This window comes from Streptococcus oralis subsp. dentisani (assembly GCF_002096335.1).
Taxonomy (GTDB): Bacteria; Bacillota; Bacilli; order Lactobacillales; family Streptococcaceae; genus Streptococcus; species Streptococcus oralis_Z.
This window is the reverse complement of record NZ_NCUW01000030.1, coordinates 672,904-695,852: the sequence shown is the minus strand read 5'-3', so window position 1 is coordinate 695,852 and position 22,949 is coordinate 672,904. Positions and strand designations below refer to the sequence as shown.

Annotated in this window: 21 protein-coding genes and 2 pseudogenes; 18 read left to right on the top strand and 5 right to left on the bottom strand. The window is 40.9% G+C overall.

Annotated features, from left to right (window positions below; genetic code table 11):
• Positions 1–360 precede the first annotated feature (360 nt).
• Positions 361–783, top strand: a pseudogene (locus B7709_RS09925) (helix-turn-helix domain-containing protein); the annotation flags it as partial.
• Here the strand turns inward: B7709_RS09925 and B7709_RS09920 are convergent.
• Positions 767–976, bottom strand: a pseudogene (locus B7709_RS09920) (helix-turn-helix domain-containing protein); the annotation flags it as partial. The pseudogenes B7709_RS09925 and B7709_RS09920 overlap by 17 nt on opposite strands.
• Before the next feature lie 219 nt (positions 977–1,195).
• Between B7709_RS09920 and B7709_RS09915 the strand changes: the two are divergent.
• The 5 genes from B7709_RS09915 to B7709_RS10360 all read left to right on the top strand — a co-directional run bounded on the left by B7709_RS09915 (position 1,196) and on the right by B7709_RS10360 (position 5,539).
• The gene (locus B7709_RS09915; RefSeq protein ID WP_084972619.1) at positions 1,196–3,382 is read left to right on the top strand and encodes a PTS transporter subunit IIBC; all 2,187 of its coding nucleotides are present in this window, start codon (positions 1,196–1,198) and stop codon (positions 3,380–3,382) included.
• 51 nt (positions 3,383–3,433) lie between these two features.
• Positions 3,434–4,249, top strand: a complete 816-nt coding sequence (locus tag B7709_RS09910; RefSeq protein ID WP_084972618.1) for an endonuclease/exonuclease/phosphatase family protein — start codon at positions 3,434–3,436, stop codon at positions 4,247–4,249.
• Between the two features lie 126 nt (positions 4,250–4,375).
• Positions 4,376–4,696, top strand: a complete 321-nt coding sequence (locus B7709_RS09905; RefSeq protein ID WP_084972617.1) for a helix-turn-helix domain-containing protein — start codon at positions 4,376–4,378, stop codon at positions 4,694–4,696.
• Positions 4,693–5,466 (top strand): IS3 family transposase, encoded by a 774-nt coding sequence (locus B7709_RS09900; RefSeq protein WP_463606916.1) that lies wholly within the window; start codon positions 4,693–4,695, stop codon positions 5,464–5,466. Before B7709_RS09905 ends, B7709_RS09900 begins: the two co-directional genes overlap by 4 nt.
• A complete protein-coding gene (locus B7709_RS10360; RefSeq protein WP_345769902.1) occupies positions 5,423–5,539 on the top strand; it encodes an IS3 family transposase in 117 nt (38 codons plus the stop codon). The genes B7709_RS09900 and B7709_RS10360 overlap by 44 nt, the downstream gene beginning before the upstream one ends.
• 175 nt (positions 5,540–5,714) lie before the next feature.
• Here B7709_RS10360 and B7709_RS09895 read toward each other — a convergent pair whose 3' ends face one another.
• The 4 genes from B7709_RS09895 to B7709_RS09880 all read right to left on the bottom strand — a co-directional run bounded on the left by B7709_RS09895 (position 5,715) and on the right by B7709_RS09880 (position 9,382).
• Complete coding sequence (locus tag B7709_RS09895) at positions 5,715–6,014, bottom strand: DUF1827 family protein (protein ID WP_084972616.1); 300 nt, start codon at positions 6,012–6,014, stop codon at positions 5,715–5,717.
• Between the two features lie 58 nt (positions 6,015–6,072).
• Complete coding sequence (locus tag B7709_RS09890; protein WP_084972615.1) at positions 6,073–6,525, bottom strand: NUDIX hydrolase; 453 nt, start codon at positions 6,523–6,525, stop codon at positions 6,073–6,075.
• Between the two features lie 130 nt (positions 6,526–6,655).
• The gene (locus tag B7709_RS09885; RefSeq protein ID WP_084972614.1) at positions 6,656–8,914 is read right to left on the bottom strand and encodes an ATP-dependent Clp protease ATP-binding subunit; all 2,259 of its coding nucleotides are present in this window, start codon (positions 8,912–8,914) and stop codon (positions 6,656–6,658) included.
• Between the two features lie 237 nt (positions 8,915–9,151).
• Positions 9,152–9,382 (bottom strand): DUF1797 family protein, encoded by a 231-nt coding sequence (locus tag B7709_RS09880; protein ID WP_000443577.1) that lies wholly within the window; start codon positions 9,380–9,382, stop codon positions 9,152–9,154.
• 191 nt (positions 9,383–9,573) lie between these two features.
• Between B7709_RS09880 and B7709_RS09875 the strand changes: the two genes are divergently transcribed.
• The 12 genes from B7709_RS09875 to ezrA all read left to right on the top strand — a co-directional run bounded on the left by B7709_RS09875 (position 9,574) and on the right by ezrA (position 22,936).
• On the top strand, positions 9,574–10,257 hold the full coding sequence (locus B7709_RS09875; protein WP_001011622.1) for an amino acid ABC transporter permease: 684 nt from the start codon (positions 9,574–9,576) through the stop codon (positions 10,255–10,257).
• Positions 10,257–10,991 (top strand): amino acid ABC transporter ATP-binding protein, encoded by a 735-nt coding sequence (locus tag B7709_RS09870; RefSeq protein WP_000140925.1) that lies wholly within the window; start codon positions 10,257–10,259, stop codon positions 10,989–10,991. The genes B7709_RS09875 and B7709_RS09870 overlap by 1 nt, the downstream gene beginning before the upstream one ends.
• 33 nt (positions 10,992–11,024) lie before the next feature.
• Positions 11,025–11,345: a TfoX/Sxy family protein gene (locus tag B7709_RS09865; protein ID WP_084972613.1), complete on the top strand. Its 321-nt coding sequence runs from the start codon at positions 11,025–11,027 to the stop codon at positions 11,343–11,345.
• Between the two features lie 148 nt (positions 11,346–11,493).
• On the top strand, positions 11,494–12,351 hold the full coding sequence (locus tag B7709_RS09860) for a bifunctional methylenetetrahydrofolate dehydrogenase/methenyltetrahydrofolate cyclohydrolase (protein ID WP_000057225.1): 858 nt from the start codon (positions 11,494–11,496) through the stop codon (positions 12,349–12,351).
• A 4-nt stretch (positions 12,352–12,355) separates the two neighbouring features.
• Positions 12,356–13,129, top strand: a complete 774-nt coding sequence (locus tag B7709_RS09855; protein ID WP_084972612.1) for an HAD hydrolase family protein — start codon at positions 12,356–12,358, stop codon at positions 13,127–13,129.
• A 56-nt stretch (positions 13,130–13,185) separates the two neighbouring features.
• Complete coding sequence (locus B7709_RS09850; RefSeq protein ID WP_002875132.1) at positions 13,186–14,037, top strand: NAD(P)H-hydrate dehydratase; 852 nt, start codon at positions 13,186–13,188, stop codon at positions 14,035–14,037.
• A 199-nt stretch (positions 14,038–14,236) separates the two neighbouring features.
• Positions 14,237–16,726, top strand: a complete 2,490-nt coding sequence (locus B7709_RS09845; RefSeq protein ID WP_002875130.1) for a bifunctional DnaQ family exonuclease/ATP-dependent helicase — start codon at positions 14,237–14,239, stop codon at positions 16,724–16,726.
• Positions 16,727–16,731: 5 nt separating this feature from the next.
• The gene (locus tag B7709_RS09840) at positions 16,732–17,955 is read left to right on the top strand and encodes an FtsW/RodA/SpoVE family cell cycle protein (RefSeq protein WP_084972611.1); all 1,224 of its coding nucleotides are present in this window, start codon (positions 16,732–16,734) and stop codon (positions 17,953–17,955) included.
• A 10-nt stretch (positions 17,956–17,965) separates the two neighbouring features.
• Positions 17,966–18,514, top strand: a complete 549-nt coding sequence (locus B7709_RS09835) for a DJ-1 family glyoxalase III (protein ID WP_084972610.1) — start codon at positions 17,966–17,968, stop codon at positions 18,512–18,514.
• Between the two features lie 90 nt (positions 18,515–18,604).
• A complete protein-coding gene (locus B7709_RS09830; protein ID WP_345769901.1) occupies positions 18,605–19,168 on the top strand; it encodes an HAD-IA family hydrolase in 564 nt (187 codons plus the stop codon).
• Positions 19,169–19,182: 14 nt separating this feature from the next.
• Entirely contained in the window at positions 19,183–21,129 is a 1,947-nt protein-coding gene (gene gyrB, locus B7709_RS09825) for a DNA topoisomerase (ATP-hydrolyzing) subunit B (protein ID WP_000134070.1), read from the top strand.
• Positions 21,130–21,208: 79 nt separating this feature from the next.
• Entirely contained in the window at positions 21,209–22,936 is a 1,728-nt protein-coding gene (gene ezrA, locus B7709_RS09820; RefSeq protein ID WP_084972608.1) for a septation ring formation regulator EzrA, read from the top strand.
• The last annotated feature ends 13 nt before the right edge of the window (positions 22,937–22,949 follow it).

Below are 22,949 nucleotides of genomic sequence, written 5' to 3'. Positions count from 1 at the left end.
GGGATATTTCCTTCAGAGGTTGGAAAGGTTTTTTTCTATCATTTGTCTAGTCAGCTACAGTCCCTCAAAAGTTAGATTTTCCTGTTTAATTTTTTAGGGGCGGTAGGATCAATCTAACAGAAGCAGTCACTTGATTCCAAGATGGAAGTAGCATCAGCAGAAGATTTATATAGAGATCATTCTTAGTGGGAAATGGAATTGAAAAATTATGAAAATTCTATAATGAAGTTAGTCACCCAACTTTCCTAACAATGTGCTGGTTCAACTAGTAAATGTTGTCAAATGAAAGATCATTTAGGTATAAGAAAGCACCTCTGTGTTATACTTGTTGTTCACCACAAAGACAAGAAAGGTACAGAGATGCAAATCAATTATACTACAAAAGCTAAACACTTGACAATCCATAGTCATCGCTTAATCGAACGATGGAAATTAGAAGGGAAATCAAATAGAGAAATGGTCTTTCTCCTTGGAAAAGCTTCTCAGACCATTCACAATGAAATCAAGCGTGGTACAGTCCTACAATGTCTAGAAAAAGGACGCTTCAAAAAGATTCATTCTGCCGACTATGCCCAAATGATTTATGAAACCAACCAGAAGCTCTCTGTGAAGAAATCAACCTTGACCAAGGAACTAAAGTAAAAGATTCTCCTCTATCATAACCATAACCAAAAGTTGTCTCCTGAAATGATGGTCAAGACTAAAGGCGTTACAGTGGGAATTTCAACTATCTACTACTGGATTTATCATGGAAAATTGGGATTGACCAAACAGAACCTTCTTTTACTTGTTTCACTTGTGTTATAGAACCTCGATTCATTTCACGAGTAATGGTAGAGCGATTTCTCCCCAGTCTACGAGCAATCTCAGCAGGTTTGAGTCCTACGCTTAAATAAGCTTCAATTTCTCCTCGCTCAGCTTCAGATAAGTGCTTGTATGATTGATTTGTGGTAGAATAGTTTGTGGACATGTTCATCTTCCTTTATACTGTTTTTCGCAACTCTAGTATATCAGATGAACATGTCTTTTGTGTTGTACTTCATTTTACAACAGAGCAATTGAAAAATTTGAGAGAAATAGTCAAATTTTTTTTATAAAAGCCTTTACAAAAAAAATTAAAGTGGTATAATTAAGGTATAAATAAGTGCAAACGTTTTCGTAAAACGTTTGCCTAAATAAAATAAAGGAGATTTGAATGATGAAAGCTACATTCAAAAATGTCTTGTCTTTCGAATTTTGGCAGAAATTCGGTAAGGCTTTAATGGTGGTTATCGCCGTTATGCCAGCGGCGGGATTGATGATCTCAATCGGGAAATCAATCGTGATGATCGACCCAAACCTTGCTCCTCTAGTGATTACAGGTGGAATCCTTGAGCAAATTGGTTGGGGGGTTATCGGTAACCTTCATATCTTGTTTGCCCTTGCTATTGGGGGAAGCTGGGCAAAAGAACGTGCAGGTGGTGCATTTGCAGCCGGGCTTGCCTTTATCTTGATTAACCGTATTACAGGTACTATCTTTGGTGTTACGGGTGATATGTTGAAAAACCCAGAAGCAATGGTTACTACCTTCTTTGGTGGTTCAATCAAGGTTGCTGACTACTTTATCAGCGTTCTTGAGGCGCCAGCGCTCAACATGGGGGTATTCGTAGGGATCATCTCAGGTTTTGTAGGGGCAACTGCTTATAACAAATACTACAACTACCGTAAACTTCCAGACGCACTTTCATTCTTTAATGGGAAACGTTTCGTCCCATTCGTTGTCATCCTTCGTTCAGCTATTGCAGCAATTGTGCTTGCTGCTTTCTGGCCAGTTGTTCAAACAGGTATCAACAACTTTGGTATCTGGATTGCGAATTCACAAGAAACAGCACCTGTTCTTGCACCATTCTTGTATGGTACTTTGGAACGTTTGCTCTTGCCATTTGGTCTTCACCATATGTTGACTATCCCAATGAACTATACAGCTCTTGGTGGTACTTATGATGTGTTGACTGGTGCAGCAAAAGGCACTCAAGTATTTGGTCAAGATCCACTTTGGCTTGCATGGGTAACAGACCTTGTAAACCTTAAAGGAACTGATGCAAACCAATACCAACACTTACTTACAACTGTAACTCCAGCTCGTTTCAAAGTTGGACAAATGATCGGTTCATTCGGTATTTTGATGGGTGTGGCTGCTGCTATTTACCGTAATGTTGAAGCAGACAAGAAACACCAATACAAAGGAATGATGATTGCAACAGCTCTTGCAACTTTCTTGACAGGGGTTACTGAGCCAATCGAATATATGTTCATGTTTGTTGCAACACCTCTTTATCTTGTTTATTCTGTTGTTCAAGGTGCTGCCTTTGCTATGGCTGATATTGTTCACCTTCGTGTGCACTCATTCGGTTCAATTGAATTCTTAACTCGTACTCCACTAGCTATCAATGCTGGTCTTGGTATGGATATCATTAACTTTATCTGGGTAACTGTCCTCTTTGCAGTCATCATGTACTTCATTGCCAACTTCATGATTAAGAAATTCAACTACGCAACTCCAGGACGTAACGGAAACTATGAAACTGCTGAAGGTGCTTCAGAAGAAGTTGCTTCAGGTGAAACAAAAGTTGTAGCTGCTTCTCAAGCTGTAAATATCATTAACCTTCTTGGTGGGCGTGCAAATATCGTAGATGTAGACGCATGTATGACTCGACTTCGTGTAACTGTTAAAGATGCAGATCGTGTTGGTACTGAGGAACAATGGAAAGCCGAAGGAGCTATGGGTCTTGTCATGAAAGGACAAGGTGTCCAAGCTATCTACGGACCAAAAGCTGATGTATTGAAATCTGATATTCAAGATATCCTTGACTCAGGTGAAGTAATTCCTGAAACTCTTCCAAGCCAAATGACAGAAGCTCAACAAAACACTGTACATTTCAAAGGTGTAACTGAGGATGTTTACTCAGTAGCTGACGGTCAAGTCATTGCCTTGGAACAAGTGAAAGATCCTGTTTTTGCTCAAAAAATGATGGGTGATGGATTTGCGGTAGAACCAGCAAATGGTAACATTGTATCTCCAGTTACTGGTACAGTATCAAGTATCTTCCCTACAAAACATGCTCTCGGTCTTGTCACTGACTCAGGTCTTGAAGTACTTGTTCACATCGGTTTAGATACAGTAAGTCTTGAAGGAAAACCATTCACAGTTCACGTAGCTGAAGGACAAAAGGTTGCTGCTGGTGATCTTCTTGTTACAGCTGACTTGGATGCTATCCGCGCAGCAGGTCGCGAAACTTCAACAGTGGTTGTCTTCACAAATGCTGAAGCAATCAAATCTGTTAAATTAGAACAAACTGGTTCTCTTGCAGCGAAAACAGCAGTTGCTAAAGTAGAATTGTAATATACTTGAGGTTGGAAGCTGTTTTCCAACCTCTTGTTTTAGGAGAAAAGCATGAAATTTTTAACACTCAATACCCACAGTTGGATGGAGAAAGAAGCAGAAGAAAAATTCCAGCTCTTGCTCCAAGATATTCTTGATAAAGACTATGATTTGATTTGTTTCCAAGAAATCAATCAGGAAATTACTTCTCCTGAGGTAGATGTTACTGACCTCTATCAAGCTTTACCATCAGCAGAACCCATTCATCAGGATCACTATGTGAGACTTTTGGTTGAAAAGTTGGCTGAGAAGGAGAAGACCTACTACTGGACTTGGGCTTACAATCATATTGGCTATGACCGCTACCATGAAGGTGTGGCAATCTTATCTAAAACGCCTATTCAAGCACGCGAGATTTTAGTTTCGGATGTAGATGATCCAACAGACTACCATACTCGCCGTGTTGCCTTGGCTGAGACAGAGGTTGAAGGAAAGGAGCTTGCTCTTGCAAGCGTCCATCTCTCTTGGTGGGATAAAGGTTTTCAGGAAGAATGGGCACGATTTGAGGCTGTACTGAAAGATTTGAACAAACCTTTGATTTTAGCTGGTGATTTCAATAACCCAGCTGGTCAGGAAGGTTATCAAGCAATCTTAGCTAGCCCATTGGGATTACAAGACGCATTTGAAGTTGCGAAAGAAAGAAGTGGCAGCTATACCGTTCCACCAGAAATTGATGGTTGGAAAGGCAATACCGAGCCACTACGAATCGACTACATCTTTACGACCAAAGAGTTAGAAGTAGAAAGCTTGCATGTGGTTTTTGATGGGCAGAATAGTCCACAAGTCAGCGATCACTATGGTTTGAATACGATTTTAAACTGGAAGTAAATATTTAAATAATCTAAGACAAAGCTTCCGATCTTTTGAAAAAGGATAGGAAATATGAACAGAACCGCTTATAATGGACAGTATAAAAAGTACACTATACTGTTCTTATAAGGAGGTTCTTTTCTTATGGTCAAAAAAGGAAGTCAATTCACTACATACCATCCAGATTTTAAACTCCAAGTAGTAGAAGATTACTTAAGTGGAAAAAGTGGCAGTCTGACATTAATTGCACGAAAATATGGCTTAAAATCCAAAAGCCAGATAGAGATCTGGGTTAAAAAGTATCGCAATAATCCCGATCTTCTGAAACAAGATTTACGAGGGAAATCATCTACCCGTCGTCCAAAGTCTGTCAAACTAGAAGATATGACACTAGAGGAACAAAATGAATATATTCGGATGGAGAATGATATTTTAAAAACTTTAAGGGCACTCCTCCAGAAGTGAGGAGTGCCCAGTATCGAGTGGTTCACCAATTAAAAGATCGTTATTCAGTAGAGGCCCTGTGTGCTTATTTTGAATTTCCTCGTTCATCCTATTATCTATGGCTAAAAAATGGCAAGCCAGATTATAAAGCGTTTGATTGGAATTTAGCTGAACACATTACAGAATCTTTCAAAGAGCAGCCTGAGGGTTATCGCTATCATTGGCGTCAACTCCAACGCCGAAAAAATATCTATTATAATATGAAAATCATTCATCGCTATATGAGAATCTTAGGGCTCAAATCCCCCATTCGCAAGAAAAAATATGACTCTTGTACACAAGGCGAGATAAACGAAAAGGCAAGACATGTCTACTACAACGTGCTTGCCCGCAGGTTTGAAGCATCTCGTCCCAATCAAAAACTCGTGACAGACGCTAGTTATGTCTATTACAAAAATGGACGGATGTTTCTAAGTGTCATAAAAGACCTATATTACAACTCTATTCTAGCTTATCAGCTTTCCGATTTCAATGATAATCGTCTTGTTTTTGATCATTTAAATTTGGTCTTTAATGAAACATGGGATACGATCCAATCTTGTATCCTCCATTCAGATCAAGGCTTCCAATATACAAACGTCCAATACTTAAGAAAATTAGATGCCTATGACGTAACAATCTCTCACTCAGAAAAGGGGAACTATTATGACAATGCTTGCTGTGAGAATTTCTTCTCCCATCTAAAGAGTGAGTCACTTAGCCTTCATAAACCAGAAACTAGAGTGGTATAATTTCGATAGACCACAAGAAAAATTAAAAGGTATGACCCTTGTGGAATTCAGGGAGTCATACCTCCATCAATAATGTACTTTTTTACTGTCCAGTTTGACTGGGGTTTGACAATACACTCCTTTTTCTAAGATTATTAACCATGAAAGGGTTTTTGGCTGAATTGAACAATACATTTTACCAAGGTGAAGATCCATGCAAAAAGCAACAACTAATTTTTTTAGCTGTTGCTTTTTTGAGTTTTTGGATTTTATTTTGTAGGAATAGAAATTTCAATCAATTTATCTGAATAAAGCGTCTTGATATTAGCTTCATCGATAGTATCTTTATCGATTTTGCGTTTCATGAAGAAATCTTGGATGGTTTCGATTTCTGGTTCACGAATAGCGCGGTGTTTGTTGGAAATGAGGATTTCATAGTGAAGCGGAGCTTGTGTGAAAACCACATCTGTATTTCCGGCCGAATAGACCTCGACAAGAGTTGCGTCAGTACTTTCTAATTGGCTTTTAACAAGTTGCGAGTGTGAATTAGTCGTGTTGATAAGCTTCATAACAGTTCCTCCGATTTTCTAACTCTATTATAGCACTTTTTGGATAAAATCGTGTATTTTAGTCAATTCCATGCTGGATTTTCCAAGCTTCAATCCCCCATTTGTGGCTACCGCGTTTGAGTTTTTCTATTGCCTCGTCAATAGGAAACCAAGCAATATGATTAAAGTCTTCTAAAGGTTTTTGTACTTCTTGGAAAGAAATCGCTTCGTAGAGATAAGCTGGATTGTAGTAGTAAGTATCACGGTGGCGAGAGTAGAAATACTCATCAGCTTGTCCGTAATAGGTCCCGATTTCAGCTGTAAAGCCAAGTTCTTCGATTAGTTCTCTCTTCAGTGCTTCTTGATGGTTTTCTCCTGCTTCAATCTCTCCACCAGGCAGGAACCAAGCACCATTGGGAGCTTGAACTAGGACAATTTGTTTTTTTTCTGCATCCGGAATAACTGCGTATACACCATAGCGGGGCTGGTAGGTCACATTCTCTTTTTTATCGCCAAAAGTTGGGTTTGCCATTGCATTTTCCTCATTCTCTAGTATCTTTATTATTATCATAATGGACGAGGGGCTAGCTGTCAAGGTTTTGCATTTATTTTAGTAAAAAAGGTGCAGAAAATGATAGACTTTCTGCACTTGTTATATAGATTTATTCTTCTATTTCAGAAGCAATCTCTTCTGTTTTCTCAGTTTTTTTGGCAGATTTGATTTGAATATTGCCATTGCTTGTCATGACTGCCTTGAGGGTTTTCTCACTTGGATTTTCAAGGTAAAAGTCAGTAATGGCATCCTCGATATGGTCTTGAATGGTGCGGCGGAGTGGGCGCGCCCCCATTTTGGGATCATATCCCAAGTCAACCAACTTTTCTTTGACCTTGTCAGTCACATCGAGGTGGATATTGTTGCTAGAGAGGCGTTTGTTGACATCCGCTAGCATGAGTTCGACGATTTGGAGAAGGTTGTCCTTGCTGAGAGGTTTAAATTCGATGATGCCGTCAAAACGGTTCATAAACTCAGGACTAAAGAAGTTACCGAGTTCACCGAGAACAGAATTAGTACGTCCTTCACGAGCAGCTCCAAAACCAACACTGGCTTCGGCCTTACCCGTACCAGCATTTGAGGTCATGATAATGATAGCATCCTTAAAGCTAACTGTTCGTCCTTGCCCATCTGTCAAACGACCATCGTCCAAGACTTGAAGGAACATGTGCATCACATCTGGATGGGCTTTTTCAACTTCATCGAGAAGGATGAGTGAGTAAGGATTGCGACGAACTTTTTCTGTTAATTGACCAGCTTCATCATAGCCGACATAACCTGGAGGGGCTCCGACTAATTTAGCCACACTGTGTTTTTCCATGTATTCACTCATATCAAAGCGAATCATGCTATCAGCAGAACCAAAAAGTTCAATGGCTAGTTGTTTGGAAAGTTCTGTCTTACCGACACCAGTTGGTCCGACAAAGAGGAAACTTCCGATAGGGCGGTTGGGAGTGCCAAGTCCAACACGGTTTCGACGGATAGCCTTGGCAATCTTATCGACAGCTTCATCTTGACCAATGACATGAGCTTTGAGGTCGTCTGCTAGATGGATAAGCTGAGACTGTTCTTTTTCTTTGAGTTCTCCAACAGGAATATTGGTTTTCTGCTCAATGATATGCTCAATGGTTTTCTCGCTAATGATAGGAGTATCCTGATCGGTCACCTTATTTTTCTGCATTTCCTTGTACTTGGCAATCTGATCGCGGAAATAAGCAGCTTTTTCAAAGTCTTCCTCTCGTGTAGCCTGAGCCTTGAGACTCTCAGCTTCAATTAAACGCTGGTCAATCACTTTAGGATCAACAAAGTTCAGTGTCAGATTCATCTTAGAACCAGCTTCATCCAATAAGTCAATAGCCTTGTCAGGTAAGAAGCGGTCTTGGATGTAGCGGTTGGAAAGATTTGCAGCAGCTTCTATAGCCGCATCAGTATACTTGACGTGATGGTAGTCTTCGTATTTCTTTTGAACCCCTTTGAGGATGATAATGGTTTCTTCAACAGTTGGTTCATCTACCTTGACGGGCTGCATACGACGCTCTAGGGCAGCATCTTTTTCAATGATGCGGTATTCATTGAGAGTAGTGGCTCCGACCATTTGCAATTCACCACGGGCAAGGGCTGGTTTGAGGATATTTCCTGCATCCATATTGCCATCGCCAGCAGATCCTGCACCAACAATTTCATGGATTTCATCGATAAAGAGGATGATGTCCTCACGTTTGCGGATTTCTTCCATGAGTTTTTGCATACGTTCTTCAAATTGGCCTCGAATCCCTGTTCCTTGGACTAGACTGACCACATCCAGACGGATGACCTGCTTGCCTTGAAGTTTATGGGGAACATCGCCATCGACAATCTTCTGAGCTAGACCTTCCACAACGGCTGTTTTACCAACACCCGGTTCTCCGATGAGGACAGGATTGTTCTTGGTTCGACGGTTGAGGATTTCGATAACGCGGATAATCTCCTCATCTCGACCGATAACAGGGTCAATATCTCCCCGACGAGCAATCTCAGTAATATTGATACCATATTCCTCTAGGAGTCCTTTTTCTTGGCTAGGAGGTGTTTGAAGCGGGCCTCGGTTTTGAGGTCCATAACCACCATTTCCTCCATATCCCCCACCAGATTGAGTTGGAGGGACGTTATTAGAAGAAGGTTTGAAATTGTTCAAATCATTGAAAAAGTCGCCGAAAGGATCAAAGTCATGATTATTTAAGTCAGTCATTCCTTTAAAGAGGGTATTATTTGGATCTGTTTTGATAATTTTATAGCAATTTTGACAGAGATCAATTTGCTTTTGCTGTCCATTGATATTGGTATACAGATGAATTGTTGAGTCGTTTATTTTACAGTTTTGACAGAGCATACATCTACCTCATTTCATTCTTATTCTTGGTCTAAGAAAAAGGTCAAGAATAGTCAAAGTTTTATACTCTCATTATAGCATGATTAAGGTGTAAAGCAAGTAAAAAGATTGGGAAGTGGTCGTTTTTAAAAGAGGGATTCATGGAGAATCCAGCGACATTGAAGGTAAGAAAAAATCCCATTTGTGGTGACAAAAAGGATTCTCATTTATCGGGCCTTACTGCCCGTTGTTTTTATATTAGTAAAGGAGTTCGTAGATCTCCATTGCAATCAAATCAATGCTATCAAAGGTATAAGTTTCACGAGCTTCTACATCGCGAAGGGTGAAGAGTGATCCATTTTCTTCGTCGTGGCTGTATGCAACTTCTGCGACAACAACACCTTCACGTTCAAAATTACGTTTTAGATTTCCACCATCTTTTGTCATTGCTTCTAGGCGGTTAATGATTCTAACCAAATGTGATTCCATTTTGATTCTCCTCCATTTCTTATCGTTTCTATTTTACCATAAACAAGAGGTAGTTGACTAGAAAAAAACTGTGATTTCTCTCTATTTCTCCATTCTATCAAGTTAATTGTTAAAATTAGGGAAAAAGGATTGAATTTTAATTCAATTCATGTTATAATCATACAATCTAATACATAGAAAGTTGATTGAATATGAATTTTTCTTTTTTACCAAAGTATTTACCATATTTTAACTATGGTGCTCTGATTACCGTATTGATTTCCATCCTTGTTGTCTGCTTAGGGACCATTATAGGTGTGTTACTGGCCTTTGCCCAACGTTCACGCTTTAAACCGCTCGTTTGGTTTGCAAATGTGTATGTTTGGATCTTCCGTGGTACTCCAATGATGGTTCAAATAATGATTGCCTTTGCCCTTATGCATATCAATGCTCCGACTATCCAAGTGGGAATTTTGGGAGTTGATCTTTCTCGTTTGATTCCTGGCATTCTGATTATTTCTATGAACAGTGGAGCTTACGTTTCAGAAACTGTTCGTGCGGGGATCAATGCGGTTCCTAAAGGGCAGTTAGAGGCAGCTTATTCCTTAGGTATTCGCCCCAAAAATGCTATGCGTTATGTTATTTTGCCACAGGCAATTAAGAATATTCTGCCAGCATTGGGAAATGAATTTATCACCATTATCAAGGATAGTTCCCTCTTGTCAGCGATTGGGGTTATGGAGTTGTGGAATGGTGCGACGACAGTAGCAACAACAACTTATTTACCGTTGACTCCTCTTTTATTTGCAGCCTTTTACTATTTGATTATGACCTCTGTTTTGACAGTGGCGTTGAAAGCATTTGAAAAACATATTGGACAAGGAGATAAGAAATAATGACAGAAACCTTGATTAAAATTGAAGAACTACATAAATCTTTTGGGAAAAATGAAGTTTTAAAAGGCATCAATCTTGAGATTAAACGTGGAGAAGTTGTGGTCATTATCGGTCCGTCAGGCAGCGGGAAATCAACTCTCCTTCGTTCGATGAATCTCCTTGAAGAAGCAAGTAAAGGTAAGGTTATCTTTGAAGGAGTTGATATCACTGATAAGAAAAATGACCTTTTTGCCATGCGTGAAAAGATGGGTATGGTATTCCAACAATTCAACCTCTTTCCTAATATGACAGTGATGGAAAATATCACTTTATCACCAATTAAAACCAAAGGTGAAAGCAAGGAAGTTGCGGAGAAAAGAGCACAGGAACTGTTAGAAAAAGTTGGCTTGCCAGATAAGGCGACGGCTTATCCTCAGAGTTTATCAGGTGGTCAGCAACAACGGATTGCCATTGCACGTGGACTGGCTATGGAACCAGATGTTTTGCTTTTTGATGAGCCGACTTCAGCCCTAGATCCTGAGATGGTTGGAGAAGTTCTAGCTGTTATGCAAGACCTTGCCAAGTCAGGGATGACTATGGTGATTGTGACTCATGAAATGGGCTTTGCGCGTGAGGTAGCAGACCGTGTCATCTTTATGGCGGATGGAGTTGTTGTCGAAGATGGGACACCAGAGGAGATTTTCGATCAAACAAAAGAACAACGAACCAAGGAATTTTTGAGTAAGGTTTTGTAATACCTCATTTTTAGAAGAAATGGAGTAGGCATCATGGCTTCCAGTAAAGAATATTTAGATTTTATTCTCGAACAGCTATCAGAGCTAGAGGAGATGAGTTATCGTCCAATGATGGGAGAGTATATCCTTTATTATCGTGGAAAGATTATTGGAGGAATCTACGATAATCGTCTGTTACTGAAGCCTGTGAAGCTGGTCTTGGATCAACTGGGACAGACTAGGCTTGAACGTCCTTATGAAGGAGCTAAGGAGATGATTTTGATAGAAGACATTGAAGATAAATCATTTCTAATCAGATTAATCAAGGAGATGTATGAAGTCTTACCGGCTCCAAAAGTCAAAAAGAAAGCATGACAGATTTACCTAGTATAAATAGGCATAAAAGCTCGACAAGGGCTTTTTCTTATAGTTTCAGACTATAAGGTCCATTAGGCAAGAAGTGTTAGGATGGCGAGTTATTTTTTGATATAATAGAGGATATTTGATAGAAAAGAGAAGAGATATGGCACAGATTATCGATGGGAAGGCTCTTGCGGCTAAGTTACAAGGACAGTTGGCTGAGAAGACGGCTAAACTAAAAGAAGAAACAGGTCTAGTTCCAGGATTGGTAGTGATTTTGGTGGGGGACAATCCTGCCAGCCAAGTCTACGTTCGCAACAAGGAACGGTCAGCTCTCGCTGCTGGCTTCCGTAGTGAAGTAGTGCGAGTTCCAGAGACCATTACCCAAGCGGAATTGTTAGACTTGATTGCCAAATACAATCAAGATCCAGCTTGGCATGGGATTTTGGTTCAATTACCTTTGCCAAAACATATTGACGAAGAGGCAGTTTTATTAGCTATTGACCCCGAAAAAGACGTGGATGGTTTCCATCCCCTAAACATGGGTCGCCTCTGGTCTGGTCATCCAGTTATGATTCCTTCAACACCTGCAGGAATTATGGAGATGTTTCATGAATATGGGATTGATCTAGAAGGTAAAAATGCGGTTGTTATCGGTCGTTCAAATATCGTTGGAAAACCCATGGCTCAGCTTCTTCTAGCCAAGAATGCGACTGTGACTTTGACCCACTCACGCACCCATCATCTTGCCAAGGTTGCTGCTAAGGCGGATATCCTTGTCGTAGCTATTGGTCGCGCCAAGTTTGTGACTGCTGACTTCGTCAAACCAGGTGCAGTTGTCATTGACGTTGGGATGAACCGAGATGAAAATGGCAAGCTTTGTGGAGATGTTGATTATGATGCCGTTGCACCACTTGCTAGTCACATCACACCTGTACCGGGCGGAGTTGGACCTATGACTATTACCATGCTAATGGAGCAAACCTATCAGGCAGCGCTTCGAACACTAAACAAGGACTAGGAAGATGAAATTCGTATTTGACCTGGATGGAACGCTATCTTTTGACTACATGACCATTGATGAGGAGATTAAGCAGGTTCTTTTAAAGGCTGAAGATTATGGGCATGAGCTTGTATTTGCATCAGCTCGCTCTTATCGGGATTGTTTGGGCTTGTTAGGTCCCGAGCTCAGTCAGCGTTTGGTTATAGGTTTGAATGGTGGCGTAGCCTATTATCTGGGGAAAGCTATCTATGAAAGAAATCTCGATGCTGGAGTTTATCAGGCGCTAGTGGATTATTGCCAGACCTATAATCTCCCTTTCTTTGTAGATGATTGCTTTGACTATAGTGGTCAGATTGTAGAGAAGATTCCATTTTTCTCCAGTGTGGATCCCCTAAAGGTAGCTCGTCATCAGAAACTCGAGGACTTGGGTACTCCGATTAAGGTAGTCGTTTATATGGGTGACCATGAGGATTTGCTTGATGATCTGCTTGGTCAGCTAGAAAGACTAGGACAGGCTCATCTGTCTTATCATGAGCATGAAAAGTGCCTTTATGTTAATCCCTTGGATACTCATAAGGCGACAACTGTTGAAAAGTTATGTGGGGAGAACTTCATCGCTTTTGGAAATGACCAAAACGATATTGAACTGTTTAAGACATCTCTTTATTCAGTTCAGATAGGCGATTTTGCTGGCCTTACTCCATATGCAGATGAAACGGTAGAGCAAAAAGGAGAACCTTCTCCAGCAGTGGCAGCTAAAATCTTACAGACCTTTGCGGAATTTAAGGGAAAATAGTGTAGAAGGAGGTCTGAACCTCCTTTTATAGTATAATGAATAGAGAGGAAAAAAGGATGAAAGTGATTGATCAAGCCTTACTAGAAAAAGTCATTATTGAACGTTCTCGTACCAGTCATAAAGGAGACTATGGCCGTCTGCTTTTGCTGGGAGGGACCTATCCTTATGGTGGAGCCATCATCATGGCTGCCTTGGCAACTGTAAAAAGTGGTGCAGGATTGGTGACCGTTGGAACAGATAGGGAAAATATCCTTGCTCTACACAGTCATTTACCTGAGGCTATGGCCTTCTCTCTTCAAGACCAGGAATTGTTAAAAGAGCAGTTGGAAAAGGCAGAAGTTGTCTTGTTAGGTCCGGGTTTGCGAGAGGATGCATTTGGAGAAGAACTCGTAAAAAGGGTCTTTGACAGCCTTAGAAAAGACCAGATTTTGATTGCAGATGGCGGCGCTTTGGGCATCTTAGCAAACGGCCAGTTACCATTTCCTTCTAGTCAGCTCATCCTAACTCCCCACCAAAAGGAATGGGAAAGACTGTCTGGTATAGTTCTTGACCATCAAAATACAGAGACGACTACTAGGGCTCTTTCTGATTTTCCTCAAGGAACGATTTTAGTTGAGAAAGGTCCGGCAACTCGTATCTGGCAAGTCGGTCAGCCTGAATATTATCAGTTACAGGTTGGAGGCCCCTATCAAGCAACTGGTGGAATGGGAGATACTCTGGCTGGGATGATTGCAGGTTTTGCAGGTCAGTTTCATCAAGTCAGTCTCTATGAGAGCGTGGTGGTAGCGACCTATCTTCATTCAGCTATTGCGCAAGAACTAGCTCAAGAAAACTATTTTGTCCTGCCAACAGAAATTAGTAAAGCTCTTCCGAAAACAATGAAAAAAATATCTCAAAAAGGCAGCTAATATCTTGGTTGTCTTTTTATGTTGATGTAGCTTTGTTGATAAAGTTTTCAAATACCTCAGAACCAGCGACCAACTGCTGAACTTGTGTGAAATTCTCTCTTTTAAGGTCTTGATTTTTAGTCAAACTCGCAAGGAAAGCGAGATTGTTATCAAAGTTGAGGGGTGTCAAATCATGCTTTTTTTGATATAATTTTTAATGATGAATGCAAGAAATGATCGGTATGTGGTCGTTGATTTAGAGGCGACCAGCACCGGAAGCAAGGCAAAAATTATTCAAGTAGGCATTGTGGTGATTGAGAATGGTGAAATCATCGATCAGTATGCGACTGATGTCAATCCTCATGAACCCTTGGACTCTCATATCAAAGAATTAACAGGTCTGACCGATCAACGTTTGGCTGTGGCACCAGAATTTTCTCAGGTGGCTGGAAAAATTTTTGAATTGGTTAAGGACGGTATTTTTGTTGCGCACAATGTACAGTTTGATGCCAACCTTCTTGCAGAATTTCTCTTTTTTGAAGGATATGAATTGCGCACACCGCGGGTGGATACAGTTGAGCTTGCCCAGGTTCTGTATCCTCAGTTTGAAAAGTATAACTTAGGTATCCTTTGTCAAGAGTTGGGAATTGAGCTGGAACATGCCCACACTGCCCTGTCAGATGCTCAGGCAACAGCTGAACTCTTGCTTTACATGCGTCAAAAACTTTTTGAGCTACCTAAAGGGCTCTTAGAAAGCTTGTTAGACCTTGCAGACAACCTTCTCTATGAAAGTTATCTGTTGATTGAGGAGGTTTACCAGCAACAATCTCTCTTATCTTCGCCAGACTTGATGGAGCTTCATGGGCTTTTCCTCAGAAAGGAAAGCAAAGCCTTAGTCCCACGAAAGTTATCCAAAGACTTTGCTAAAAACATTTCTTTATTGGGGCTGGAGGAGCGACCGCAACAGATGGAATTTGCGGAGAAGATTGAGCAATTATTGGAAGAACACCAGACTTCCTTTATCCAAGCCCAAACGGGACTGGGCAAGACTTATGGTTATCTCCTCCCAGCTTTGAACTTGGAGAGTCAAGTAGGTATCCTAGTGAGTGTTCCGACCAAAATTCTTCAAAATCAAATCATGCAAGAAGAAGGTCAGCGCTTAAAAGAGGTTTTCCATCTGGAGATTCATAGTCTCAAGGGTCCTCAAAACTATTTAAAACTGGATGCCTTTCACAGAGTTCTCCATCGATCAGAGTCCAATCGCCTTTTCACACGCTTTAAAATGCAGTTGCTTATCTGGCTAACAGAGTCAGAGACAGGTGACTTGGACGAAATCGGGCAGCTTTATCGCTACCAGCACTTTCTGCCAGAACTAGTCCACGATGGCAAGCTTTCAAAGAAAAGTTTATTTGCCACAGAGGATTTTTGGAAACGAGGGCAGGAAAAGGCCAAGACCAGTCGCGTTCTCTTGACTAATCATGCCTATCTGGTCACTCGTTTGGAAGACAATCCAGAGTTTGTCGATAACCGTTTGCTGATCTTGGATGAAGCTCAAAAAATGCTGCTAGCTCTCGAAAATCTAGCCCAGCAGGCTTATCGCCTTGAGGAACTTGTAACTCAAATTGAAAAGTCCTTGGAGACAGAGGAAGATTTGGTTCAGAAACGCTTGCTGGAGAGTATAGGTTTTGAATGTCGTTACTTGATGGAGCACTATCAGTCAGGTCTGAAGAATGGAAAGTGGTTGGATTCTCTTGAAGAGTTGCGCCAACATTTTTCGGAGTTAACTCTCCCAGAGTATCGAGAAATTGCAAACTTTTTCACCTCGGATCGTGAATTTTGGCTTGCTACAGCAGAGAAATCGAGCAAGGATGTCTTGATTTGTTCAAGTAAAAAAGGCCGCTTTATACTAGCAGACTTATTGCCAGAAGATTGTAGACTCCTAGGAGTATCGGCCACTCTTGAAATCAGTAATCGGGTTTCCTTAGCAGATTTGTTGGGATTTCCAGATGCTCCGCTTGTTAAGCTTGATGTAGCAAAGCAGGAGCAACAAGAAGTCTTTCTAGTCGATGATTTTCCTCTTGTGACAGAAGTTTCACCTGTTGACTATGCTAGTGAAGTGGCTTCTGTCACTCGAAGCTTACAGGCCTTTCAAGAACCCATACTGGTCTTGTTTACCTCAAAAGAGATGTTGCTGGCTGTTTCAGACCTGCTCGACCAACCGCATCTAGCTCAGTATAAAAATGGGGAACCAAGCCAACTGAAAAAACGTTTTGAAAAAGGTGAACGCCAGATCTTACTCGGAACAGGTAGTTTCTGGGAAGGAGTTGATTTTTCAACCCATCCTTGCGTGATCCAAGTGATTCCGAGATTGCCTTTCCAAAACCCCCAAGAACCGTTAACCAAAAAATTAAACCAAGAACTGCGTCAAGAAGGGAAAAATCCTTTCTATGATTATCAGTTGCCGATGGCGATTATTCGGCTAAAACAAGCTCTGGGCCGTACTGTTAGAAGATCTGACCAAGGTTCGGTTGCTGTTATCTTAGACAGTCGTGTCGTTAGCAAGCGTTACGGCAAACAAATCGCCCAGGCCTTGTCAAAAGAAAGGGCTGTTCAGGTTCTTTCTAGAGAACAGCTAGAGCCTGCTGTAGCTGATTTTCTCCAATCTCGTCGCAATAGAATGAAAGAAAAATCCAAGAAAGAGAAAAGGTAAAAAATATGAAACGTTCCTTCGACTCTCGAGTCGATTATAGCCTCCTCCTACCAGTGTTTTGTTTACTGGTGATTGGAGTAGTGGCCATTTATATAGCAGTTAGTCATGACTATCCAAATAATGTATTACCAATTCTAGGTCAGCAAATCGCTTGGATTTCCTTGGGCCTTGTCATTGGTTTTGTGGTCATGTTCTTTAATACCGAGTTTTTATGGAAGGTGACTCCCTATCTTTATGGTCTAGGGCTAGCTTTGATGATCCTACCTCTTGTTTTCTACAATCCAAATCTTGTAGCGTCAACAGGTGCCAAGAACTGGGTATCGATTGGTGGAACGACACTCTTTCAGCCATCGGAGTTCATGAAGATTTCCTATATCTTGATGTTGGCTCGAGCCATTGTACAATTCACTCAAAAACACAAGGAATGGCGACGAACTATTCCCTTGGATTTCCTATTGATTGGTTGGATGATTGCCTTTACCATACCAGTCTTGATCCTCTTAGCCCTACAAAGTGACTTGGGGACTGCCTTGGTCTTTGTAGCTATTTTTTCCGGTATGGTTCTCCTTTCAGGTGTTTCGTGGAAGATTATCATTCCTGTTTTTGCGACAGGAGTGACTGCAGTTGTAGGCTTCATGGCCATCTTTATAAGCAAGGATGGACGTGCCTTCTTGCATCAGATTGGGATGCCAACCTACCAGATCAACCGCATCTTGGCTTGGCTCAATCCCTTTGACTTTGCACAAACAACAACATATCAACAGGCGCAGGGACAAATTGCGATTGGAAGTGGTGGCTTGTTTGGACAAGGTTTCAATGTGTCCAATCTCCTCATTCCAGTACGTGAGAGTGATATGATTTTCACCGTAATTGCAGAAGACTTTGGCTTTATTGGTTCAGTCTTTGTGGTTGCTTTATACTTGCTTCTCATCTACCGTATGTTGAAGATTACGCTCAGGTCAAATAACCAGTTCTACACCTACATTTCGACTGGTTTTATCATGATGTTGCTCTTCCATATCTTTGAAAATATCGGTGCCGTGACAGGCTTACTTCCTTTGACAGGTATTCCTCTGCCATTTATTTCTCAAGGGGGCTCCGCAATTATTAGTAACCTCATCGGTGTTGGTCTCCTCTTGTCTATGAGTTACCAGACCAATCTAGCAGAAGAGAAAAGTGGAAAAGTTCCATTCAAACGAAAGAAAGTCGTCCTAAAACAAATCAAATAAGGAGGCCACTATGGCAAAAGTTGCAGTTATCTTAGCAAATGGCTTTGAAGAAATCGAAGCCTTGACAGTAATCGATGTCTTGCGTCGAGCAAACATTTCCTGTGATATGGTAGGATTTGAGGAGCAGGTGACGGGATCACATGACATTCGGGTAACAGCCGACCGTGTCTTTGATGGTGATTTATCCGACTATGATTTAGTAGTTCTTCCAGGTGGTATGCCTGGATCAGCAAATCTACGGGATAATCAAGCCCTCATTTCTGAGATTCAAGCCTTTAACCAAGAGGGAAAGAAGATTTCGGCTATCTGCGCAGCCCCAATTGCCCTCCACCAAGCAGGTGTTTTAAAAGACAAGCGCTTTACCTGTTATGACGGTGTTCAGGAGCAAATTACTGACGGGATTTACAAAAAGGAAACAGTTGTTGTGGATGGCAATCTAATAACCAGCCGAGGACCGTCAACTGCACTTGCCTTTGCCTATGAATTGGTGGAGCAGTTGGGAGGAGATGCTGAAAGTTTACGAGTCGGCATGCTCTATCGGGATGTCTTTGAAAATTAACAGTAAAACGAGAGGTAAACTCTCGTTTTTTACTTGGAAAAATCTAGGAAATCATCGCTTTTTTCATAAAAAAATGGTATAATGAAGGGTATGAAATATCACGACTACATATGGGATTTAGGTGGTACCCTATTGGATAATTACGAGACTTCTACAGCAGCCTTTGTAGAAACCTTAGCCCAATATGGAATTGAGCAAGAACACGACCGTGTTTACGAAGCCTTGAAGGTTTCGACAGCTTTTGCCATTGAGAAGTTTGCCCCAGATATAGAGGATTTTTTAGAGAACTACAAAGAAAATGAAGCACGTGAGCTAAAGCATCCAGTTTTGTTTGAGGGAATTCCAGAGTTACTCAAAGATATCTCTGACAAGGGTGGTCGCCATTTCTTGGTTTCTCATCGAAACGACCAAGTTCTGGAACTTCTTTCTAAGACCCAGATAGCGAACAACTTCACAGAAGTAGTGACTGCCAGTTCCGGTTTTAAACGAAAACCAGATCCTGAGTCCATGATTTATTTACGTGATAAATATCATATCTCATCAGGTTTGGCCATTGGAGATAGAAAGATTGATGTCGAAGCAGGTAAAGCTGCAGGCCTAGATACCTATCTTTTTGACAATGTTGCAACATTGAGACGAGCAATAGACATGTAAGAAAAAGGGAAAAAATGACAGAAGAAATCAAAAATCAACAGGCACAGGATTATGATGCCAGTCAAATTCAAGTTTTGGAGGGGCTTGAAGCCGTTCGTATGCGCCCAGGTATGTATATTGGGTCGACTTCAAAAGAAGGTCTTCACCATCTAGTCTGGGAAATTGTTGATAACTCTATTGACGAAGCCTTGGCTGGATTTGCCAGTCATATCCAAGTTTTTATAGAGCCAGATAATTCCATCACGGTTGTGGATGACGGTCGTGGAATTCCTGTTGACATTCAGGAAAAGACGGGACGTCCTGCTGTTGAGACAGTCTTTACGGTTCTTCACGCTGGAGGAAAATTTGGCGGTGGCGGATATAAGGTATCAGGTGGTCTTCACGGTGTGGGTTCATCAGTAGTAAACGCTCTTTCAACGCAACTAGACGTTCATGTTCACAAAAACGGTAAGATTCATTACCAAGAATACCGTCGTGGTCATGTTGTTGCTGATCTTGAGGTCGTTGGAGATACGGATAAAACTGGAACAACAGTTCACTTCACGCCGGATCCAGAGATTTTTACTGAAACAACGACCTTTGATTTTGACAAATTAAACAAACGTATTCAAGAATTAGCCTTTTTGAACCGAGGACTTCGGATCTCCATCACAGATAAGCGTGAAGGTCTCGAACAAACCAAACATTATCACTATGAAGGTGGGATTGCTAGCTACGTTGAATATATCAATGAGAACAAGGATGTTATCTTTGATACGCCAATCTACACAGATGGTGAGATGGATGATATCACAGTTGAAGTAGCCATGCAGTACACAACTGGTTACCACGAAAACGTCATGAGTTTCGCCAATAATATTCATACCCATGAAGGTGGAACACATGAGCAAGGTTTCCGTACGGCTCTGACGCGTGTTATCAACGATTATGCCCGTAAGAATAAACTGCTAAAAGACAATGAAGACAACCTCACTGGGGAAGATGTCCGTGAAGGTTTGACTGCTGTTATCTCTGTCAAGCATCCAAATCCGCAGTTTGAAGGACAAACCAAGACTAAGTTGGGAAATAGCGAAGTGGTTAAGATTACTAATCGTCTCTTTAGCGATGCCTTCTCTGATTTTCTCATGGAGAATCCACAGATTGCCAAGCGCATCGTGGAAAAAGGGATTTTGGCTGCCAAGGCTCGTGTAGCTGCCAAACGTGCGCGTGAAGTCACTCGCAAGAAATCTGGCTTGGAAATTTCCAATTTACCAGGAAAACTAGCAGACTGTTCTTCAAACAATCCTGCTGAAACAGAACTCTTCATCGTTGAGGGAGACTCAGCTGGTGGATCAGCTAAATCTGGTCGAAATCGTGAATTCCAAGCTATCCTGCCAATTCGTGGTAAGATCTTGAACGTTGAAAAAGCTAGCATGGATAAAATTCTTGCTAACGAAGAAATTCGAAGCCTTTTCACAGCTATGGGAACAGGTTTTGGAGCAGAATTTGATGTCACTAAGGCTCGTTACCAAAAGCTCGTTTTGATGACCGATGCTGATGTCGATGGAGCCCACATTCGGACCCTTCTTTTGACCCTGATTTACCGCTACATGAAACCAATTCTAGAAGCTGGATATGTCTATATTGCCCAACCGCCAATCTACGGAGTAAAAGTTGGAAGTGAGATTAAAGAATACATCCAGCCAGGTGCGGATCAAGAAATTAAACTCCAAGAAGCCTTAGCACGTCATAGTGAAGGGCGCTCAAAACCAACCATCCAACGTTATAAAGGTCTGGGAGAAATGGACGACCACCAACTGTGGGAAACCACTATGGATCCAGAACATCGCTTGATGGCACGTGTTTCAGTAGATGATGCAGCAGAAGCCGATAAAATCTTTGATATGTTAATGGGTGATCGAGTTGAACCTCGCCGTGAATTTATCGAAGAAAATGCTGTTTACAGTACGCTTGACGTCTAAAAATGTGGGAAATAGTTCCCATGACATAAAAAATATGATATAATCAATACGATTGTTTCTAGTATAAAAGGAGTTTGATATGTCTAATGGACAACTAATTTATCTAATGGTTGCGATTGCAGTCATTTTGATTCTAGCATATGGAGTAGCTGTTTTTCTCCGAAAACGAAATGAGGGTAGATTAGTAGCCCTCGAAGAAAAAAAAGAAGAACTCTACAACCTTCCAGTAAATGACGAGGTTGAAGCGGTTAAAAACATGCATTTGATTGGTCAAAGCCAAGTAACCTTCCGTGAGTGGAACCAAAAATGGGTTGATTTATCGCTTAACTCATTTGCTGATATTGAAAACCACCTTTTCGAGGCTGAAAACTATAACAATTCTTTCCGTTTCTTCAAAGCAGCACATAAGATCGATCAAATTGAAAGCCAGATTGATTTGATTGAAGAAGATATTGCGGCGATTCGCAATGCCCTGTCAGAGCTTGAAAAACAGGAGTCTAGAAATAGTGGACGTGTTTCACATGCCTTGGATTTATTTGAAAGTCTACAACATACAGTAGCAGAAAATTCAGAACAGTATGGTGAGGCGCTTCCTGAAATTGAGAAGCAATTGGAAAAAATTCAATCGGAATTTTCTCAGTTTGTAACTTTAAATTCATCAGGAGATCCAGTTGAAGCTGCGAGTATCTTAGATGAGACAGAAAATCATATTCTTGCATTGACACATATGGTTGAGCGTGTTCCAAGCCTTGTGACAACCTTATCAACGGAACTTCCAGAGCAATTGGAAGATCTTGAAGAAGGTTACCGTAAGTTATTGGGGCTTAATTATCATTTTATCGAAACAGATATTGAAGCTCGTTTCCAACTTTTGCGTGAATCCCTAAAGAAAAATCAGGAAAATATCAAACACTTGGAATTGGATAATGCAGAGTATGAAAACACGCAAATCCAAGAAGAAATCAATGCTCTCTATGCTATCTTCTCACGTGAAGTAGCGTCTCAAAAAGTAGTGGAAGGTTTACTCGAAACGCTACCGATCTACCTCAATCATTTGAAAGATAATAACCAAGTTCTTGCTCAAGATATAGAGCGTCTTAATAAAACTTATCTTCTCCCAGAGAGCTATGGAAATCATGTTCGCCGTCTTTATGCTGAATTGTCAGAGTTTGATACGCTAATCACAGAAGTGATCGAAGAGCAAGCAGAGCCAAAGGAAGCATACTCTATCTTAGAGGAGCAGTTACAAGATCTTCAAAATAATTTAAAAGATATTGAAGATGAACAAATCTCTGTTAGTGAGCATTTAGCACAAATTGAGAAAGATGATATGAATGCTCGTCAAAAGGCTAATGTCTATGTTAATCGTTTACATACTATCAAACGATACATGGAAAAGAGAAACTTACCAGGTATTCCTCAAAGCTTCTTGAAACTTTTCTTTGCGACAAGTAACAACGTAGAAGATTTGATGGCTGAATTGGAACAGGCAAAAGTTAATATTGAATCTGTCAATCGCATTCTTGAGATTGCTACAAATGATATGGAGGCTCTGGAAACAGAAACCTACAATATCGTTCAATATGCAACCTTGACAGAACAACTTTTACAATACTCAAACCGTTACCGTTCATTTGATGAACGTATCCAAGAGGCTTTCAACGAAGCGCTTGAAATTTTTGAAAGAGACTTTGACTACCAAACTTCATTTGAGAAAATTTCTCAAGCCTTGGAAGTTGCAGAACCAGGAGTCACAAATCGATTCGTCGCTTCTTATGAAAAAACACGTGAAGCAATCCGCTTCTAAGATTCAAAAAGCT

What these genes read in the sequence shown, in the direction of transcription:
- gyrB (WP_000134070.1), top strand. Translation starts at nt 19,183, where the DNA reads ATGACAGAAGAAATCAAAAATCAACAGGCACAGGATTATGATGCCAGT.
- B7709_RS09880 (WP_000443577.1), bottom strand. Translation starts at nt 9,382, where the DNA reads ATGGAATCACATTTGGTTAGAATCATTAACCGCCTAGAAGCAATGACA.
- B7709_RS09915 (WP_084972619.1), top strand. Translation starts at nt 1,196, where the DNA reads ATGATGAAAGCTACATTCAAAAATGTCTTGTCTTTCGAATTTTGGCAG.
- B7709_RS09865 (WP_084972613.1), top strand. Translation starts at nt 11,025, where the DNA reads ATGGCTTCCAGTAAAGAATATTTAGATTTTATTCTCGAACAGCTATCA.
- B7709_RS09830 (WP_345769901.1), top strand. Translation starts at nt 18,605, where the DNA reads ATGAAATATCACGACTACATATGGGATTTAGGTGGTACCCTATTGGAT.
- B7709_RS09855 (WP_084972612.1), top strand. Translation starts at nt 12,356, where the DNA reads ATGAAATTCGTATTTGACCTGGATGGAACGCTATCTTTTGACTACATG.
- ezrA (WP_084972608.1), top strand. Translation starts at nt 21,209, where the DNA reads ATGTCTAATGGACAACTAATTTATCTAATGGTTGCGATTGCAGTCATT.
- B7709_RS09845 (WP_002875130.1), top strand. Translation starts at nt 14,237, where the DNA reads ATGAATGCAAGAAATGATCGGTATGTGGTCGTTGATTTAGAGGCGACC.
- B7709_RS09860 (WP_000057225.1), top strand. Translation starts at nt 11,494, where the DNA reads ATGGCACAGATTATCGATGGGAAGGCTCTTGCGGCTAAGTTACAAGGA.
- B7709_RS09895 (WP_084972616.1), bottom strand. Translation starts at nt 6,014, where the DNA reads ATGAAGCTTATCAACACGACTAATTCACACTCGCAACTTGTTAAAAGC.
- B7709_RS09875 (WP_001011622.1), top strand. Translation starts at nt 9,574, where the DNA reads ATGAATTTTTCTTTTTTACCAAAGTATTTACCATATTTTAACTATGGT.
- B7709_RS09870 (WP_000140925.1), top strand. Translation starts at nt 10,257, where the DNA reads ATGACAGAAACCTTGATTAAAATTGAAGAACTACATAAATCTTTTGGG.
- B7709_RS09905 (WP_084972617.1), top strand. Translation starts at nt 4,376, where the DNA reads ATGGTCAAAAAAGGAAGTCAATTCACTACATACCATCCAGATTTTAAA.
- B7709_RS09835 (WP_084972610.1), top strand. Translation starts at nt 17,966, where the DNA reads ATGGCAAAAGTTGCAGTTATCTTAGCAAATGGCTTTGAAGAAATCGAA.
- B7709_RS09885 (WP_084972614.1), bottom strand. Translation starts at nt 8,914, where the DNA reads ATGCTCTGTCAAAACTGTAAAATAAACGACTCAACAATTCATCTGTAT.
- B7709_RS09890 (WP_084972615.1), bottom strand. Translation starts at nt 6,525, where the DNA reads ATGGCAAACCCAACTTTTGGCGATAAAAAAGAGAATGTGACCTACCAG.
- B7709_RS09850 (WP_002875132.1), top strand. Translation starts at nt 13,186, where the DNA reads ATGAAAGTGATTGATCAAGCCTTACTAGAAAAAGTCATTATTGAACGT.
- B7709_RS09840 (WP_084972611.1), top strand. Translation starts at nt 16,732, where the DNA reads ATGAAACGTTCCTTCGACTCTCGAGTCGATTATAGCCTCCTCCTACCA.
- B7709_RS09910 (WP_084972618.1), top strand. Translation starts at nt 3,434, where the DNA reads ATGAAATTTTTAACACTCAATACCCACAGTTGGATGGAGAAAGAAGCA.